The following is a 16,259-nucleotide window of genomic DNA, read 5'->3' on the forward strand; positions in this document are numbered from 1 at the left end:
GAGGACGGCGGCCTGCGTGCGGGCGGAGGCCGCTGCCCGCTCGGCGGCCTGCCGGGCCGCGGACGCACGCGTCGTCGCGGCCTGCTCGTCGGCCCGCGCGGCGTCGAGGAACGCGCTGCGCGACGTCGCGGCCGCCGCGGACTCGGTGGCCCGGTCGAGGGCCCGGCTCGTGCGCCGGGCGTCGGAGTCGAGGACGACCTGGGCGTCGGCCATCGACCCGGGCGAGCCGGCGAGCACGAGCTCGAGCTGCGAGACCTCCCCGGTGGTGGTCCAGGCGCGGAACGCGGCGTCGGAGACGGCCCGGTGGGCCTGCTCGGCGTCCGCGCGGGCCGCGACGAGGGAGGCCGCGGCCTTGTCCGCCACGGCGGCGGCGCGGACGAGGTCCTGCTCGGCCGCACGCTGCGCGTCGACGGCCCGGGCGACCTCGAGCTGCAGCCGGGTCAGCCGGGCGCCGAGGGCGGCTTGGCGGGTCGTGAGGGCGGCCGCCTCCCGGTCGGCCGTCGCGGCGGCCGACCGGGCGGCCGCCACCGAGCCGGCGCTGGGCACGACGGGGTCGTCGGCCACGGCCGCGGGTGCCGCCGCCAGGACGAGGGTGAGGGCGGCCACGACGGGAGTCGCGCGCGCGACGGTTCGTCGGAGCACGCGTCGAGTGTCACATCCGTCCCACCAGTCCCGATGGTTCCGTGGCGTACCGGTCCTCAGCCGACGGTCAGGTGGAGCCGGACGTCGCCGGGAACGCGTCGTCCGTCAGCGGGGGCGCAGGTGCACGTCGTGCTCGCCGGTGGACCGCTCGATGTCGGCCTCGGCGTCGGCCGTGAGCCGGTCGGCGAGGCGGCGCAGCGCCCGGGCCACGGCCACCTCGTCGCCGATGTGGCTGCTCGGGGCGTCCTCGCCCGCCCGGCGGCTGGTCCCGCGCGCGGTCAGGGCGTCGGGGGAGTCCGCGAGCAGCGCGACCGTGGCCGTCGTGTCGTCGCCCTGCTCGAACAGCGTGACCCGGACCGTCCACTGGCGCAGCGTGCCGACGTCGGAGGTGCCGTCCGTCGCGGCGAGGGGCTCGGTGGTGGCGTCGACCCGCAGGACCGAGCCCGGCCCCGGGTAGATGCTGCTCGTGCGCCCGTCGTCCCACCGCACGGTGTACGGCGGGCCGTCGCCGGTCCCCGTCGCCACGACCACGCCGGAGCGCACCGGCTGGTCGACCTGTTCTCCGGCGAGGACGATGTGGTCTCCTGCACGTGCCCTCACGGCCGCCTCCTCGGGCCGGCGCCACCCGTGGGTGCGGCGCCGCGGCGGTGGCGAGGGCCGCCGGCGCCCACCCCGATCATCCTCCGCCGAAGGCTCGGGCGACAGGGGTGGGCGGTGGCCTCAGGCCAGGGTGAGTCCGTCCCCGAACCGGAAGAGGGCGTCCTCGCCGAAGCCCGGGACGTCCTCGGGGTGCCGGCGGACGGCCTCCATCGAGACCGGGACGTCGAAGGGCAGCCGCCCTTCGGGCGGGACCTGCCCGGTCAGGGCGGCCACCAGGGCGGCGTCGCTGCTGCCGTACGTCGCCGTGAGGCCGGCGCACAGCGGGACGAGCGGGGTGAGCACGGCCGGCCGGTCGAGGGAGACGTCGACGACCAGCGGGCAGGCGTCCGCCACCCGCTCCAGTCGCGAGACGAGCCCCGGGGGGAAGTCGAGCGACCCTTGGTGGAACCAGGCCTCGAGGAAGAGGTCGTCGCGGGGTTCGAAGGGGGCGCCGAGCCGGACCAGGGTGACCTCGGCCTCCGCAGGAGTGGCCACCGGTACGAGGCCGGCGACGACGAGCGCCTCGGGGGCGACACCCTCCGCGTGCACCCGGGTACCCGGGCGGAGCGGCAGGACGGGGCCCGCCCCGCCGACCGGCTCGTTGCGCAGCACGGTGACCGAGCGCGCCTGCGCCTCGAAGCCCGCGCGCCGGAACTCGTCGTTGCCGACCACGAGGGCGGCGGCGTCCTCGTGGACGAACGGGTCGTCGAACAGGCCGAGGCGGAACTTGACCCGCAGCAACCGGCGGGCGGAGTCGTCGATGCGCTCCTGCGTCACCCGCCCGGCCCGGACGAGGTCGAGCAGCAGCTCGACGCACTCCTCCCCGCCGAACTGGTCGGCGCCGGCGTGCAGGATCAGCTCCATCCGGCCGGCGGGGTCGAGGTGCTCGACCCCCCACGCCCGGGCGGGGAGCACCTGGTCCCCGACGTGGTTGTCGTTGACCAGCTCCCAGTCGGTGAGCACGACGCCGTCGAAGCCGAGGCCCTCGCGGAGCATCCCGGTGACGACCTGCCGGTTGTAGCCGAAGCCGACCTCCTCGACCGGCTCGCCGTCGACCTCGAGCCCCACCGGCATCCCGTAGTACGGCATGACGGCCGCGGCACCGGCGTCGACGGCGCGGGGGAACGGCTCGAGGTGGTCGGCGAACCGCCCTCCCTCGTAGACCTGTTCGCGTCCGTAGGGGAAGTGGGCGTCCTCGCCGTCCTTCTGCGGACCGCCACCGGGGAAGTGCTTGACCACGCAGGCCACGGCCTCCGGACCCAGCTCCGCACCCTGCTGGAAGCCCTCGAGGTAGGCCACGCCGAGGTCCCCGGCCAGCTGCGGGTCCTGCCCGAAGGTGCCGCACTGGCGCGCCCACCGCGGCTCGGTGGCCAGGTCGAGGGTCGGGTGCAGGGCCTCCCGGATGCCCACCGCCGTGTACTCGCGCCGCGCGATGTCGGCGAAGCGGCGCACGGCGTCCGCGTCGCGCAGGGCGGCCAGGCCCAGCGGCTCAGGCCACTGCGAGAACGACCCCGCCGCGAACGATGCCCCGGCGTTCTCGATGAACGCGTGCCGCGGGTCGGTGCTGACCGTCACGGGGATGCCGTGCGGCGTGCGCTCGGCCAGCCGCTGGAGCGCGTTGCTCCACCGGGCCGCCTGCCGGGCGTCCTCGAGCGCGTGGACGTTGAAGTGCGACAGGTGCTTCCGCAGCACCACCTCGCTCGTCGGTGACTTGCTGATGCGTCCCGGCTGCTCGAGCACGTCGCCGTCGGCACCGGCCTCGATGACCGTGTGGAACATCAGGCCGACCTTCTCCTCGAGCGAGAGCCGCCCGAGCAGGTCCTCGACGCGCTCCTCGACGGGCAGGCGCGGGTCCTCGTAGGGGTCCATCACGCCGTTGCCGTTGAGGTCGCGCCAGGCCGGGGTGTCGCCGTCGCCCGGGTGCGCGGCGACGGGGGCGTCGTGGAGGGTGGAGCCGGCCGTCACGCGAGACCCGCCCCGAACTCCTCCATGGCCAGCACGGGGCGCAGCCGCTTCTCGACCGACCTGGTGGAGAACGCCTTCCGCAGCACGTCACCGGCGAGGACGTTGCCGAGCGCGCCCATGACCATCGCCTGGTCGAGCGAGAGGTAGCGGCGGGCGATGGTGCCCGAGCGCACGGCCACGGCGTCGAAGAACCCGCCGCGGTCGTAGGCGCCGAGCTCGTGCTCGATCCTGGCCAGGTTGGCGAAGGCCTCGCGCGGCTCGTGCATCATCGCGAGGAACGCGGCGTGCGGCGTGACGACGCCGTCGCCGAAGGTCGGCGTCGCGTTCGTCGCCGGGCGGCACTCGCCGAAGCCGGGGTCGTAGTTGGTCATCTCCTGGTCGCTGAAGTAGCCGTCCGGGTTGAGGCCGAGCGCGTCGACGCCGTACTCGCGGTAGCCGCCGGCCGGGTTCGAGGCGGGCGAGAAGCCCCAGAAGCCGTACTTCGCCTCGAGCAGGCCGTGCTCGCGCTGGGCGCGCACGTGCAGCGGGTGGTTGCGTCCCCACGAGCGCGGGGCCCACCGGGCCTCGTCGACGAACACGTCGGGCATCAGCTCCTCGAACATCGACCCGCCCCACCCGGGGACGACGTGCATCCCGCGGTAGGTGTAGGCGCCCTCGAAGACCTCGAGCCCGAGGTAGGTGCGGGTCTCGCCGACCGGCTTCATCTCCGGCCAGGACCAGTCGCAGGTGTCGGGGAAGGTGCGCCACATCGCGAAGTACTGGCGCGCCGGGATCTGCCCGGTGAGGATGCCGAGGTAGCTCGTGATGCGGGTCTCGGACACGGTGGTGTCGTAGTGGTGGGTGGTCAGCCACACCGGGTCGCCGCCGATGTGGGTGCCCTGGTAGGTCCCGCCGGGTCGGCCGTCCTCCTTGGGGTAGAAGCCGCCGTGGATGAGGCCACCGGCCCGGACCTGGTGGGCCGGGTCGCTGTTGTCGTTGTAGAACGCGTCCCACCGCATGCGGCCGAAGACCTTGCGGGCCAAGGGCGCTGCGCCGCGGTCGGCGGACGCGACGACGAGCAGGGCCGCGCCGAGCCAGCCGTTGTCGATGCTCGAGCAGAACGGGACGACCGTGTCGCCGGAGTCCGGCCAGGTGGTGAGCGCCTCGCCCGTGGCCTCGTCGTACCAGTTGTAGTACATGCCGCTGGGGGTGTGGTGCTCCATCCGATCGACGCTGCGCAGGGTCTGCAGCAGCCGACGGGTGCACTCGCCCCGGCTGATGAGACCGAGCTCGCGCGCGACGACCGCGCTCCAGAGGTAGCCGCCGATGTTCGTCGGCGAGGTGTAGCCGCTGCGGTCGCCCCCGGCCAGGGACGCCTCGATGTTGTCGGCCGGCAGCCCGGTGCGCTCGTCGGTCATCGCGACGAGCGAACGCCAGGTGTCGGCGGCCCACCGGCGGGCGGTGCGGGTGCTCCACGCACCGTGCTTGCCCTCGCCGCGCAGGAACGCCGGTGCGGGAGAGCCGGTCAGGGCGTGGGCGGGCTGGGCCGCCGCGCCGCTGACGACGAGCCCGCCGAGGGCGGCCGCGCCGCCGACGAGCAGCTGGCGGCGCGAGGCCGCGGGGACGGAGAGGGTGCGAGGGGTCATGCGGGTGTCTCCAGACGGGGTGGTGGGGTGGGGTCCGGGGTGGCCGGGCCTCACTTGATGCCGGTCGTCGCGATGCCCTCGATGAAGCGTCGCTGGAAGACCATGAACACGACGAGCACGGGCAGGACGACGACGGTGGCGCCGGCGAGCAGGAGCCCGTACTGCGTGCTGTTCTGCCCGGTGCTGTAGAGCGCGAGCGCCACGGGCAGGGTGTAGGTGTCCTCGGTCTGGGCCACGACCAGTGGCCACAGGAAGTTGTTCCAGCTGCCGAGGAAGGTGAGGATGCCGAGCGTCGCCAGCGCGGGCCCGCACAGGGGCAGGATGATCCGCCCGAAGATGCGCAGCTCGCCCGCGCCGTCGACGCGCCCGGCGTCCACGAGGTCCCTCGGCAGCCCGAGGATGAACTGGCGCATCAGGAACACGCCGAACGGGCTGACGAGGAACGGCAGGAACAGCCCCGGCAGGGTGTTGACCAGGCCGGCGTTCGCGACGAGCACGAACAGCGGGACGAAGGTGACCACACCGGGGATCATCAGCGTCGTCATCACGACGACGAACAGCGCTCTCTTGCCGCGGAAGTCGAGCATCGCCAGGGCGTACCCGAGCGCCGAGCAGAAGAGCAGGTTGCCGGCCGTCACGACGACCGCGACGACGACGGAGTTCGTGAAGTAGCCGCCGAAGTCGAGCCGGCTGAACAGCTGGGTGTAGTTGTCCAGGCTCGCGGACTCGGGCCACCACGTGGGCGGCGCCGACCGCAGCTCGCCCTCGGACTTGAACGAGCCGAGGACCATCCAGGCGAACGGGGCGATGACGGCGACGAGGGCGACGGTCAGGACGCCGTAGAGCCACCAGGTGGAGCGGCGGGAGCCGAGCATCACTTCTCCTCTCGCAGCAGGCGGAACTGGATGGCGGTGACGACGGCGACGAGGACGAAGATGATGTAGCTGATCGACGCCGCGTAGCCGTAGTTGCCGAACCCGAACTGCTCGTACGTGTACATGGACATCGACTTCGTCGAGTTCAGCGGGCCGCCGCTCGTGAGAACGTAGGGCTCCTCGAAGAACTGCAGGTAGCCGATGCCCGTCGTCACGGAGACGAAGAGGATGGTGGGTCGCATCAGCGGAAGGGTGATGTACCGGAACCGCTTCCACGCGGACGCACCGTCGATGGCCGCGGCCTCGTGCAGGCTCCACGGCACGGCCTGCAGCCCGGCGAGGAAGATGATCATCCCCGTGCCGAAGTTGCGCCACGTCGCCATGAGGATGAGCGAGGGCATCGACCAGCTCGGGTCGCCGAGCCAGTTCGGGCCGTCGATCCCCACCCAGCCGAGCACGGTGTTGATCAGCCCGTAGTCGGTCTCGAGGAGGAAGCGCCACACGACGGCGACGGCGACGATCGAGGTGATGACCGGCGTGTAGAAACCGAGCCGGAAGACCCCGCGCAGCCGGGTGATGCCGCGGTCGAGCGCGACCGCCGCGGCCAGGGCCACGAGCAGGGTCAGCGGCACGCCGACGAGGACGAAGTACGCCGTGTTGAGCATCGCCTTGCGGAACACGGGGTCCGAGAGGGCCCGCGTGTAGTTCTCGAGGCCGACGACGTCGACCGCGAACGGCGTGCGCAGGTCGCGCGACCGGGTGTCCGTGAAGCTCATGAAGAGCGACTGGAGCACCGGCCACAGCGTGAAGGTGAGGAAGAGCAGGCAGAACGGGAGGGCGAGGAGCCACGCAGCCCGCCCCTCCGCCCGGGCGGCGGCGCGACGGCGCCGTCCGCCCGGGGCGGTGGTCTCGCCGGCGGGGGCCGGCGGGGCGGTGGTCGTGGTCATCTCACTGACCGGTGCCGATCGAGTCGGCCTGCTGCTGCACGGTCTTCAACGCGGCGGCCGGGTCGGCGCCGGTCTTGGTGACCTTCTCCATCTCGGTGTCGAGGTTCGCGACGACCTGCTCCCACGTCGGGAACGACGGCGGGGCCTTGGCGGTCGTCAGCTGCTCGCCGAACACCTTGAGCTTGTCGTCTCCGGCCAGCGCGGAGTCCTCCCACGCGGACTGCACGGACGGCAGGTCGGTGGACATGCCGTACCACTTCGCCTGGGTCTTGGGGTCGGCGAGGAACTGCACGAACTTCCAGGCGGTGTCGCGCTGCTTGGAGTTCTTGAAGACGACGAAGTCGGAGCCGCCGACGAACGAGGAGGACTGCTTGTCGGCCGGGATCTTGGCGACCGCGTACTTGTCCTTGAAGCCGGCGCCGCCGACCTTCTCGACGGCGGACATCATCCAGGGGCCGGAGATGAACATCGGGACCTTGCCGCTGGCGAAGTCGGGCTCGGTGGTGGGCTGCACGGGGGCGGCCTTGTCGGCGATGCCGTCGGTGAAGAAGGACTGGTAGTACTGGGCGGCCTTGAGCAGCTCGGGGTTGTCGAAGGAGTACTTGCCGTCCTTCTCGAGCGAGGCGCCGGCCGACCAGGCGAACGGCATGAGGGTCTGCCACGAGCCGGTGCCGCCGGCCTGCAGGCCGATGCCGTACTTCGCGCCGGCCTTGTCCTGCATCGCCTTGGCCATGTCCTTCAGGCCCTGCCACGTCGTCGGCGCGGCGTCGTAGCCGGCCTTCTTCGCGAGGTCGGTGCGGTAGTAGAGCAGGCGGGTCTCGACGTACCAGGGGATGCCGTAGGAGGTGTCGCCGACCTTGGTCGTCTCCTGCGCGCCGGGGAAGAAGCCGGAGGCGTCGATGTTCTTCGGCAGCGGGTCGAGGGCGTCGAGGCCGGCGAACTCGCCCATCCAGGTGGTGCCGACCATCGCGGCGTCCGGGGTGCTGTTCGCGGTGATCGCCGTCGTGAACTTGTCGTGCGCCGCGTCCCACGGGATGGCGGTGACGTTCACCTTGGCGCCGGGGTTCTGCGCCTCGAAGTCCTTGGCGAGCTCGGGGAGCTTCTCGCCCTCGGCGCCCATCGCCCAGACGGTGATGGTGCCGGTCGCCTTGCCGGCGGCGACGTCGGTGGCCTGCGCGGCTCCGGCCCCGGAGTCCTCGCTGCGACCGCAGGCGCTCAGGGTCAGGGCGGCGGTGGCCAGCAGGGCCAGGGCCGTCGTCGGCGTGCGTCTCATCTCGTGCTCACTTCCTGGTGGGGGTGGGGATGGTCGGGGTGGTGGGTCAGGGGGTGGGTGCGGCCGGCGTGCGGGCCGGCTCGGGGCATCCGCACGAGCCGCGCAGGACGACGCGCGTGGCGAGGACGCCCGGCTCGTGGGGGTCGGCGCCGGTGACCCGCTCGTGGAGGCGGCGGGCGGCCAGTGCCCCGAGCTCGCGGACCGGCTGGCGCACGGTGCTCAGGCCGGGGCGCACGTAGCGGGCGGCCATGATGTCGTCCCAGCCGGTGACGGCCAGGTCGCCCGGCACGCGCACGCCGGCGGTGGTCATCCGGTCGATGAAGCCGAGGGCGACCTCGTCGTTCGCGCAGACGACCGCGTCCGCGGGGATGCCGTCCTCGAGCAGGCGCTCGGCGACGGCGGCGCCGTCCTCCTCGCGCAGGCCGGTGCCGAGGGGTTCGGGGACGGCGAGCCCGCGCTCGGTGAGGGCCCCGGCGAAACCGTCGAAGCGCTGTCGGACGTCGGGGGCGATCCCGGGGTCGCCCAGGTAGACCGGGCGGGTACGGCCGTGGTCGTCGATGAGGTGGGCGGTGAGCGCGGCCGAGCTCGTCGTGTTCTCGGCGGCGAGGTGCTCGAAGCCGTCGGTGCCACCGCCGGCCACGACCAGCAGCGGGCGCTGCCGGGTGGCGCGGCGCAGGACCGGCTCGGGCAGCAGCCCGCCGAGCACGGCGACGCCGTCGACCGCCGCGACGAGCCGGGCGAACCGGGCGGCGTCGAGGTCGCGGCCCCGCTCGACGAGGGTGAGGACGACGCTGAGGTCGAGCTCGGCGGCGGCCTCCTCGAAGCCCATGAGCAGCTCGGAGAAGTAGGGGCCCTCGAGCTCGGGGAGGACGAGGCCGAGCGCCTCGTGCTGGCGCACGGCGAGCGAGCGGGCGGCGGCCAGGGGGGTGTAGTCGAGCCGGTCGATGGCCTCGAGCACCTTGGCGCGGGTGCGGGCGGAGACGGCTCCGGTGCCCTGGACGACGCGGGAGACGGTGGCGATGGAGACACCGGCGGCCTCGGCCACCGAGTAGATGGTCGGGCCCGAGGGCTCGCGGGCCGGAGTACGGACCACCATCCACGCCACCTCCTTGTAAGCGCTTCCAACGTCGTTGTGAGCGCTTACATTGCCACGGCGGGCCCGCGCGGTGGGCTTTGGGTGCGCAGAAAGTTGTCGGGCCCGACCCGCGCTCGGGCGTGTCGCGGGGTGCGCTCGCGCGGCCGGGGTCGGGCTGCCTGGCCGGTGCGGTGCTGCCGTGCCGGGGTCCTCCCGCCTCGCCGGGGAGATGCTGCCTGGCCGGGGAGATGCTGCAACGCCGGGGCGCGATGGCACACCGGTGAGGCGCGCAGGCACCGGCGGGGCACGCAGGCACCGGCAGGGCATCCCGACCCGGCGCGGCGAGACGCGCGGGGTTCCCCGCGGGCGCGGGCGCCGCCAGACTGTCCGGCATGGGCACCCCGTACACCGTCTCGCGCACCACCACGGTCGACGCCGCCCCGGAGGCGGTGCGCGCGCTGCTCCGCGACTTCCGGGAATGGCCCCGCTGGTCACCCTGGGAGGACCTCGACCCCGCGATGCGCCGCACGTACACCGGCGCCGACGCCGGGGTCGGCGCCCGCTACGCCTGGGAGGGCAACCGCAAGGCCGGCCGCGGCACGATGGAGGTGGTCGGCGACGCCCCGCACGAGGTCGACGTCGCGCTGTCATTCGAGAAGCCGTTCCCCTCGCGGTCACGGGTCGAGTTCGTCCTCACGCCGCAGGGGTCGGGCACGGGGGTCGAGTGGCGGATGGTCGGCGAGCTGAGCCCGGTGATGCGCCTCTTCTCCGTCGTGAAGTCGATGGACTCGCTCGTCGGGCCGGACATGGAGAAGGGCCTCGCGCGGCTGCGGGCCGCCGCGGAGGCCTCACCGGCCTGACCGGCCCGGTCCCCGACCCCTCGAGGTCGGGCGACACGCAGACCATCGAGCGGGTCGCCGCGCCTGTCACCCGATCTCGGGACGGGTGCGACCGCCGAGGCCGGGCAGCACGGCCCGTCCCAGGGCGGCCGCGAGGAGCGCCTCGCCGGTCACCGCCGGCACCAGCACCGTGGTGAGGGCGGGGTCCGTCCCCGGGAGGAGGCCCGCGACGAGGGCGAGCGCGCCGCACAGCGCCATCGCCGTCGACCCGATGCGGCCCGCGAGCCCGGACTGCCGGAGCGCGACCGCCGCCGCGACGAGGTGGAGGCCGAGCACGCCGAGCGCGTCGGACCAGTGGCCGCGGAAGGCCTCCGCTCCGGCGTCCCCCTGCGCGAGGAGCAGCACCGCCCCGACGGCGACGAGCAGCGCGTACCCGGTCCTGGCCAGCAGCGCGGCCCAGGCGGCGGGCCGCGCGCGGTCCCGGGTGAGCGTCCACAGCGTGCGGGCGAGGACCACCTCGAGGACCGCCACGACGAGGAAGCTCGCGACGACGTCGATGCCCGAGGAGCGCGACCCGAGCCCGTCGAGCTGGGCCACCGCGGGGACCGACAGCGCGAGGCTGCCGAGCCCGGCCGCGAGAGCGAGCCCGGCCGTGCGGACTGCGGGGCGCCGCGTGGCGGCCGCACGGACGCGGGCGCCGGGCGCCGGGGCCCGGAGGTCGTGTCGGGCCGTGGGCACGGGGTGGACCCGGTGGGCGGGCCGGGCGGCGGTCGTCGTCATGAGGTCGAGACTGGCCGCGCAGGTCGGCGCTGTCTGTCGGGGTGAGCCCTGAGCCGACCCCGACCGGTCCCCGGGATGCGCTGCTAGGGTCCGGACGCGTGATGCGCCGCGCCCCCGACGCCCCGTCCGCGCAGGCCTGACGTGGGCCACCACCACCCGCTCCCCGAGGCCGCCGCCCATGGCGCCACCCCCGGCGAGCGGCCCGACCCGGCGCCGACCCCGCTCGTCACGCGCGTCGTGGTCGTGCTGCTCGTGGCGCTCACCGCCGCGGCGACCCTCGTCGGCCTGGTCGCCCTCTGGCCGCGCGGCGAGGTGCCGACCAACCCCGACCTGGACTACGCCGTCGCCGGCGCGACCTTCCCCCAGGGCAGTGTCGTCTCGCTCACCGAGCCCTGCCCGGCGGCCGCCCCGGACTCCACCGACGGCGGGCCGGTCGGGTCCCCGGACTGCGGCCAGCTGGCGGTCCGTCTCGACGACGGGTCGACGCAGACCGTCCGCATCCCGCCGGAGGTGAGCCGCTCGGGCCTGCGCGCCGGCGACACGGTGACCCTCCTGAAACTCCCCGACGACGCGCTCGCCGACGCCGCCGACCAGGGGGCCGTCATCGACGGGGCCTACTCCTTCGCCGGTGTCGACCGCGACCCCCCGCTCCTCGTCCTCGCCGGGGTCTTCGTCGTCCTCGTGCTGCTCGTCGCGCGATGGCGCGGGCTCGCGGCCCTGGTCAGCCTCGGGTTCGGCGGCTACGTGCTCCTCGGCTTCGTCGCTCCCGCGCTGCTGCAGGGTGCGGACCCGGTCGCGGTGGGGCTCACCGCATCCGGGGCCACGATGCTCGTCGTGCTCTACCTGACACACGGCCTCAGCCTGCGCACCTCCACCGCGCTGCTCGGCACCGTCGTCGGTCTCGGCCTCACCGCGGTGGCCGGCGTCTGGGGGTCCGACGCCGCCCGGCTGACCGGTGTCGGGGACGAGAACGGCGGTCTGCTGCAGGCCCTCGGCACGGAGGTGCGCCTGCACGACCTCGTCGCCTGCGGCGTGCTCATCGCGGCCTTCGGCGTCCTCAACGACGTGACCATCAGCCAGACCTCGGCGGTCTGGGAGCTGCGGGCCGCCGACCCCGCCCGCAGCAGGGCGGCGCTGTTCGCGTCGGCGATGCGGATCGGCCGTGACCACCTCGCCTCGACCGTCTACACGATCGTGTTCGCCTACGCCGGAGCGGCGTTGCCGATCCTCCTGCTCATCTCGCTGTCCGGCCAGGGCATCGACAAGCTGTTCCTGTCCGAGGACATCACGGCCGAGGTGGTCCGCACGCTGGCCAGCGCGGTCGGCCTGGTCCTCGCCATCCCCGCGACCACGGCCGTCGCGGTGCTCGTGGCCCCGCCTCCGGCGCGCCCGGCCTGACCGGCGCTGGTGCCTCCCACCGGCCTGTGGTGGGATCGGGGGCAGCAGCGGGACGCCCGTCCCGCCGCCGCCGACCCGAAGGCCCGAGCATGCCCGAGCCCCGACCCGCGACCTACGGCGTCCACTCCGAGGTGGGTCGGCTGCGCAAGGTCCTCGTCTGCCGTCCGGGCCTCGCGCACCGTCGGCTGACCCCGACGAACTCGGGCGACCTGCTCTTCGACGACGTCCTGTGGGTCGAGCAGGCCGAGCGCGACCACGCCGAGTTCGTCGCCGAGCTGACCGCTCGTGGGGTCGAGGTCGTCGAGCTCCACGACGTGCTCGCCGAGACGATGGCCGTGCCCGGCGCCCGCGACTGGCTGCTCGACCGCAAGGTGGTCGCCAACCACGTCGGGCTCGGCCTGGTCGAGGGCACCCGGGCCTTCCTCGAGAGCCTCGCGCCGCAGCGGCTGGCCGAGTTCCTCATCGGCGGGCTGGCCATCCCCGACCTCCCGCGCGAGTTCGGGTCGCCCTTCGCCGTGCTCGCCCGCGAGCAGACCGGCGCGCGCGAGTACCTCCTGCCGCCGCTGCCGAACACGCTCTACACGCGGGACACCACGTGCTGGGTGTACGGGGGCCTCACCTTGAACCCGCTCTACTGGCCGGCGCGCCAGAACGAGACGCTCATCTACAAGGCGGTCTACCGGTTCCACCCGGACTTCGCCGGCTCGCCCATCTGGTGGGGCGACCCCGAGACCGACTGGGGCGAGGCCACGCTCGAGGGCGGCGACGTCATGCCCGTCGGCAACGGCGTGGTCCTCATGGGGATGAGCGAGCGCACCTCGCGCCAGGCGATCACCCAGGTCGCCGCCGCGCTCTTCGCGCAGGGGGCCGCCGAGAAGGTCGTCGTGGCCGGGATGCCCCGGCTGCGCTCGGCGATGCACCTCGACACCGTCTTCACCTTCGCCGACCGCGACGTCGTGACGCTCTACCCGACGATCATGGACGGCGTCCACACCTTCGTGCTGCACCCCTCGGACGCGGCGCCGGGCGTCGAGGTCGAGGACCGCGGCGAGGGGTCGTTCACCAAGGTCACGGCCGAGGCGCTCGGACTCGACGGGCTGCGGGTCATCGAGACCGGGGGCGACGCCTACACCTCCGAGCGCCAGCAGTGGGACAGCGGCAACAACGCGGTCGCCGTCGAGCCCGGGGTGGTCTTCACCTACGACCGGAACACGACGACCAACGCGCTGCTGCGCCGTGCCGGCATCGAGGTCGTCGAGATCCGCGGCGCCGAGCTCGGCCGCGGACGCGGTGGCGGTCACTGCATGACCTGCCCGCTCGTGCGCGACGCCGTCGACTACTGAGGGGGCCGCAGCGATGAGTCCGGACCGCACCTTCCGCCCCTCGGCGGGGCGCACCCTCGGGGTCGAGTGGGAGCTCGGCCTGGTCGACCCCGACACCCTCGACCTCGTCTCGCGCGCCCCCGAGCTCATCGAGTCCCTGGGGTCGAGCGAGGAGGGCGGGCGCCGGGCCGGCGCCGGGCGCTCGCTCGTCACCAAGGAGCTGCTGCGCAACACCGTCGAGATCGTGACGGGGGTGTGCGAGAACGCTGCCGAGGCGGCGACCGACCTCGACGAGGGGCTGGCGCGGGTCCGGCGCGCCGCCGACGACCTAGGGGTCGGCCTCTTCGCCGGCGGCACGCACCCGTTCAGCCGGTGGGAGGACCAGGAGGTCTCGCCCGGCCTGCGCTACGAGACCCTCATCGACCGCACCCAGTGGTGGGGGCGGCAGATGGTGATCTACGGGGTGCACGTGCACGTCGGGGTCACCTCGGCGGCCAAGGTCTGGCCGCTGGTCAACGCCCTGCTCACCTACCACCCGCACCTCACCGCGCTCTCCGCCTCCTCGCCCTTCACCGGCGGCGTCGACACCGGGTACGCGAGCAACCGCACGATGCTCTTCCAGCAGCTGCCGACCGCGGGCCTGCCCTTCCAGTTCGAGACGTGGGCGCAGTACCGGGCCTACCTGCACGACGTGTTCACCACCGGGGTCGTCGACGACGCCAGCGAGCTCCGCTGGGACATCCGCCCCTCGCTGCGGCTCGGCACCATCGAGGTCCGGGCGTGCGACGGGCTGATGACCGTGGCCGAGGTCGCCGCCATCGCGGCCTTCGTGCACTGCCTCCTCGTGCACCTCGAGGAACGGCTCGACGTCGGCCGGCTCCCCGAGCCGCTCCCGCCGTGGCACGTGCAGGAGAACAAGTGGCGCGCAGCGCGGTACGGGCTGGAGGCCATCGTCATCGCCGATGCACGCAGCCGCGAGGTGCCGGTCGTCGAGGACGTGCTCGCCCTCCTCGACCGCCTGGAGCCCGTGGCGGCACGGCTGGGATGCCTCGACGAGCTCGCCGGCATCGAGCGGCTGGCCCTCGGGGGCGCCGGCTACCTGCGGATGCGGGCCGCCGCGGCGGAGGCCGGCGGCGACCTGCGCGAGGCCGCGCGTGCCGCGCTGGTCCCCGTCTGAGCCGGAGCGCAGAACTCCGGTGCGTCGCGCCACGCGGGCTCGTACGGTGACGACGTGCAGTCCCCACCGCTCGACCTGACGCCCGAGGCCGTCCTCGCCGTCGTCCGCGACGGATGGCTGCCGGACGCGCGGTCGGCGGAGTACCTGCCCGTCGGGTTCGGGAGCCACCACTGGCGAGTCAAGGACGGTTCCGGCACACCGTGGTTCGTGTCGGCCGACGACGTCGCGGCGGCCGGCGCGCAGGAGCGCCTCGCCGGGGCGTTCGGGGCCGCGGTCGCCGCCGTGGCGCTCGGGGTGCCGGGCGTGCACGCGCCGGTCCCCTCGCGCGACGGCGACGTCGTGGTCCGCACCGGTCGGTGGGGTGTGTCGGTGCAGCCCTGGCTGGACGGCAGTGCCGGACGGTTCGGGGACCGGTGGTCGGACGACGACGCGGTGGCCCTGGTGCGGCGGCTGGCGGCGTTGCACGCCGTCGACGCGCAGGGAGTTCCGCTCGAGGACAACGAGATCCCGGGGCGGCTCGACCTCGAGGCCGTCCTGGCCGGGGTGCGCGCCGGCCGGCCGCCCGAGGGCGGGCCGCCGGCGGACCGGGTGGGTGGGTTGCTGGCGGGCTCGCTCGCCCGCCTGCGCACGGCGCTCGAGGACGCCGACGGACGGCCGGCGCCGGACGCGTCGCGGCTCGTCGTCACCCACGGGGAGCCGCATCCCGGCAACGTCGTGCGGACGGCCGACGGCCCGGTCCTCGTCGACTGGGACACCGCGCGGCGCGCGGAGCCCGAGCGGGACCTGTGGCTCGTCGCGGCCCGCACGGACGTCGACGTCGCGGCGCTGTACGAGCAGCTCACCGGCCGGCGCGTCGACCGCGAGCGGTTCGCGGACCGGGCCCGGCACTGGCTGCTGCTCGACGTCGTGTCCTTCGTCCCCGACCTCCTCGCGGCGGAGGAGGACAGCGCGGACACGGCGTGGCAGCTTGCCGCCCTCGGGGAGACCCTCGAGGCGCTCTGACTCAGGCGTTCGCGGCGGCCTCGACGGCGTCGAGCTCGGCGGCCACGGGGGTCTCGCCGCCGTTGAACTCGATGACGGCGCCCGCCGTACCCGGCCGCTCGAGGACGTCGGCGACGACGAGGGCGACGTCGGCGCGGGGCACCGAGCCCTTGCCGGCGCCGGTGCGCGAGGTCTCGACCGCCCCTGTGCCGGGGTCGTCGGTGAGTGCGCTCGGACGGACGAGCGTCCAGTGCAGGGCGGACTCCTGCAGGTGCGCATCGGCCGCGGTCTTGGCGTCGGCGTAGGCGAAGAACGGGTCGTCCTGCGGCACACCGTGGTTCGGGCCGGCCCCGTAGTACGACACCATCACGTACCGCTGCACGCCGGCCTGGGCGGCGGCGTCCATCGAGCGGATGGCGGCGTCCCGGTCGACGGCGTAGGTGCGCTCGGGGCTGCCGCCGCCGGCGCCGGCGGACCAGACGACGGCGTCGTGGCCGTCGAGCAGGTCGGCGAGCTCCTCGGTCGAGAGCGACTGGACGTCGGCGACGAGCGCCGTGGCGCCGTCGGCCTCGACGTCGGCCGAGTGCTCGGGGTTGCGGATGACCGCGGTGACCTCGTGGGAGCGCTGGGCGAGCAGGGGCGTGAGGTGACGGGCCACCTTGCCGTGGCCGCCGATCAGGAGGATTCGCATGTCCGGGCCAACACCGCCGCCGGGACCGCT

14 protein-coding genes and 1 pseudogene are annotated in these 16,259 nt (G+C 74.2%); 5 read left to right on the forward strand and 10 right to left on the reverse strand.

What is annotated here, in order from left to right:
- From ACQZ2A_RS14205 to ACQZ2A_RS14240, 8 genes and pseudogenes are all read right to left on the reverse strand, one after another.
- Window positions 1-642, reverse strand: a pseudogene (locus ACQZ2A_RS14205) (hypothetical protein); the annotation flags it as partial.
- A gap of 105 nt (window positions 643-747) precedes the next feature.
- Window positions 748-1,242: a dsRBD fold-containing protein gene (locus tag ACQZ2A_RS14210; RefSeq protein ID WP_430212259.1), complete on the reverse strand. Its 495-nt coding sequence runs from the start codon at window positions 1,240-1,242 to the stop codon at window positions 748-750.
- Between the two features lie 120 nt (window positions 1,243-1,362).
- Window positions 1,363-3,150 carry a glycoside hydrolase family 3 protein gene (locus ACQZ2A_RS14215; RefSeq protein ID WP_430212459.1) on the reverse strand — a complete coding sequence of 596 codons (1,788 nt, stop codon included), beginning with the start codon at window positions 3,148-3,150 and terminating at the stop codon, window positions 1,363-1,365.
- Between the two features lie 92 nt (window positions 3,151-3,242).
- Window positions 3,243-4,871: a glucoamylase family protein gene (locus ACQZ2A_RS14220; RefSeq protein WP_430212262.1), complete on the reverse strand. Its 1,629-nt coding sequence runs from the start codon at window positions 4,869-4,871 to the stop codon at window positions 3,243-3,245.
- A 50-nt stretch (window positions 4,872-4,921) separates the two neighbouring features.
- Window positions 4,922-5,746, reverse strand: coding sequence for a carbohydrate ABC transporter permease (locus ACQZ2A_RS14225; RefSeq protein ID WP_430212264.1), 825 nt, complete (start codon window positions 5,744-5,746; stop codon window positions 4,922-4,924).
- A complete protein-coding gene (locus ACQZ2A_RS14230) occupies window positions 5,746-6,693 on the reverse strand; it encodes a carbohydrate ABC transporter permease (RefSeq protein ID WP_430212267.1) in 948 nt (315 codons plus the stop codon). The genes ACQZ2A_RS14225 and ACQZ2A_RS14230 overlap by 1 nt, the downstream gene beginning before the upstream one ends.
- 1 nt (window position 6,694) lies before the next feature.
- The gene (locus ACQZ2A_RS14235; protein ID WP_430212269.1) at window positions 6,695-7,966 is read right to left on the reverse strand and encodes a sugar ABC transporter substrate-binding protein; all 1,272 of its coding nucleotides are present in this window, start codon (window positions 7,964-7,966) and stop codon (window positions 6,695-6,697) included.
- Window positions 7,967-8,012: 46 nt separating this feature from the next.
- Window positions 8,013-9,062, reverse strand: coding sequence for a LacI family DNA-binding transcriptional regulator (locus tag ACQZ2A_RS14240; protein WP_430212270.1), 1,050 nt, complete (start codon window positions 9,060-9,062; stop codon window positions 8,013-8,015).
- Between the two features lie 371 nt (window positions 9,063-9,433).
- Between ACQZ2A_RS14240 and ACQZ2A_RS14245 the strand changes: the two genes are divergently transcribed.
- Complete coding sequence (locus ACQZ2A_RS14245) at window positions 9,434-9,901, forward strand: SRPBCC family protein (RefSeq protein WP_430212273.1); 468 nt, start codon at window positions 9,434-9,436, stop codon at window positions 9,899-9,901.
- A 66-nt stretch (window positions 9,902-9,967) separates the two neighbouring features.
- Here ACQZ2A_RS14245 and ACQZ2A_RS14250 read toward each other — a convergent pair whose 3' ends face one another.
- Window positions 9,968-10,660, reverse strand: coding sequence for a hypothetical protein (locus ACQZ2A_RS14250; protein WP_430212275.1), 693 nt, complete (start codon window positions 10,658-10,660; stop codon window positions 9,968-9,970).
- A 141-nt stretch (window positions 10,661-10,801) separates the two neighbouring features.
- On the opposite strand from ACQZ2A_RS14250, the gene ACQZ2A_RS14255 reads away from it, so the two are divergent.
- The 4 genes from ACQZ2A_RS14255 to ACQZ2A_RS14270 all read left to right on the forward strand — a co-directional run bounded on the left by ACQZ2A_RS14255 (window position 10,802) and on the right by ACQZ2A_RS14270 (window position 15,559).
- A complete protein-coding gene (locus ACQZ2A_RS14255; RefSeq protein WP_430212277.1) occupies window positions 10,802-12,058 on the forward strand; it encodes a YibE/F family protein in 1,257 nt (418 codons plus the stop codon).
- A gap of 89 nt (window positions 12,059-12,147) precedes the next feature.
- The gene (locus tag ACQZ2A_RS14260; protein ID WP_430212279.1) at window positions 12,148-13,401 is read left to right on the forward strand and encodes an arginine deiminase; all 1,254 of its coding nucleotides are present in this window, start codon (window positions 12,148-12,150) and stop codon (window positions 13,399-13,401) included.
- A 13-nt stretch (window positions 13,402-13,414) separates the two neighbouring features.
- On the forward strand, window positions 13,415-14,557 hold the full coding sequence (locus tag ACQZ2A_RS14265) for a glutamate--cysteine ligase (RefSeq protein WP_430212281.1): 1,143 nt from the start codon (window positions 13,415-13,417) through the stop codon (window positions 14,555-14,557).
- Window positions 14,558-14,611: 54 nt separating this feature from the next.
- Window positions 14,612-15,559 carry an aminoglycoside phosphotransferase family protein gene (locus ACQZ2A_RS14270; RefSeq protein ID WP_430212283.1) on the forward strand — a complete coding sequence of 316 codons (948 nt, stop codon included), beginning with the start codon at window positions 14,612-14,614 and terminating at the stop codon, window positions 15,557-15,559.
- Window position 15,560: 1 nt separating this feature from the next.
- Here the strand turns inward: ACQZ2A_RS14270 and ACQZ2A_RS14275 are convergent, their stop codons facing one another.
- Window positions 15,561-16,229, reverse strand: coding sequence for an SDR family oxidoreductase (locus ACQZ2A_RS14275; RefSeq protein WP_430212285.1), 669 nt, complete (start codon window positions 16,227-16,229; stop codon window positions 15,561-15,563).
- Between the last annotated feature and the right edge of the window lie 30 nt (window positions 16,230-16,259).

Source organism: Phycicoccus avicenniae, assembly GCF_050496545.1.
GTDB lineage: Bacteria > Actinomycetota > Actinomycetes > Actinomycetales > Dermatophilaceae > Phycicoccus > Phycicoccus avicenniae_A.

What these genes read in the sequence shown, in the direction of transcription:
- ACQZ2A_RS14235 (WP_430212269.1), bottom strand. Translation starts at nt 7,966, where the DNA reads ATGAGACGCACGCCGACGACGGCCCTGGCCCTGCTGGCCACCGCCGCC.
- ACQZ2A_RS14240 (WP_430212270.1), bottom strand. Translation starts at nt 9,062, where the DNA reads ATGGTGGTCCGTACTCCGGCCCGCGAGCCCTCGGGCCCGACCATCTAC.
- ACQZ2A_RS14220 (WP_430212262.1), bottom strand. Translation starts at nt 4,871, where the DNA reads ATGACCCCTCGCACCCTCTCCGTCCCCGCGGCCTCGCGCCGCCAGCTG.
- ACQZ2A_RS14230 (WP_430212267.1), bottom strand. Translation starts at nt 6,693, where the DNA reads ATGACCACGACCACCGCCCCGCCGGCCCCCGCCGGCGAGACCACCGCC.
- ACQZ2A_RS14275 (WP_430212285.1), bottom strand. Translation starts at nt 16,229, where the DNA reads ATGCGAATCCTCCTGATCGGCGGCCACGGCAAGGTGGCCCGTCACCTC.
- ACQZ2A_RS14260 (WP_430212279.1), top strand. Translation starts at nt 12,148, where the DNA reads ATGCCCGAGCCCCGACCCGCGACCTACGGCGTCCACTCCGAGGTGGGT.
- ACQZ2A_RS14250 (WP_430212275.1), bottom strand. Translation starts at nt 10,660, where the DNA reads ATGACGACGACCGCCGCCCGGCCCGCCCACCGGGTCCACCCCGTGCCC.
- ACQZ2A_RS14245 (WP_430212273.1), top strand. Translation starts at nt 9,434, where the DNA reads ATGGGCACCCCGTACACCGTCTCGCGCACCACCACGGTCGACGCCGCC.
- ACQZ2A_RS14225 (WP_430212264.1), bottom strand. Translation starts at nt 5,746, where the DNA reads ATGCTCGGCTCCCGCCGCTCCACCTGGTGGCTCTACGGCGTCCTGACC.
- ACQZ2A_RS14265 (WP_430212281.1), top strand. Translation starts at nt 13,415, where the DNA reads ATGAGTCCGGACCGCACCTTCCGCCCCTCGGCGGGGCGCACCCTCGGG.
- ACQZ2A_RS14215 (WP_430212459.1), bottom strand. Translation starts at nt 3,150, where the DNA reads ATGGACCCCTACGAGGACCCGCGCCTGCCCGTCGAGGAGCGCGTCGAG.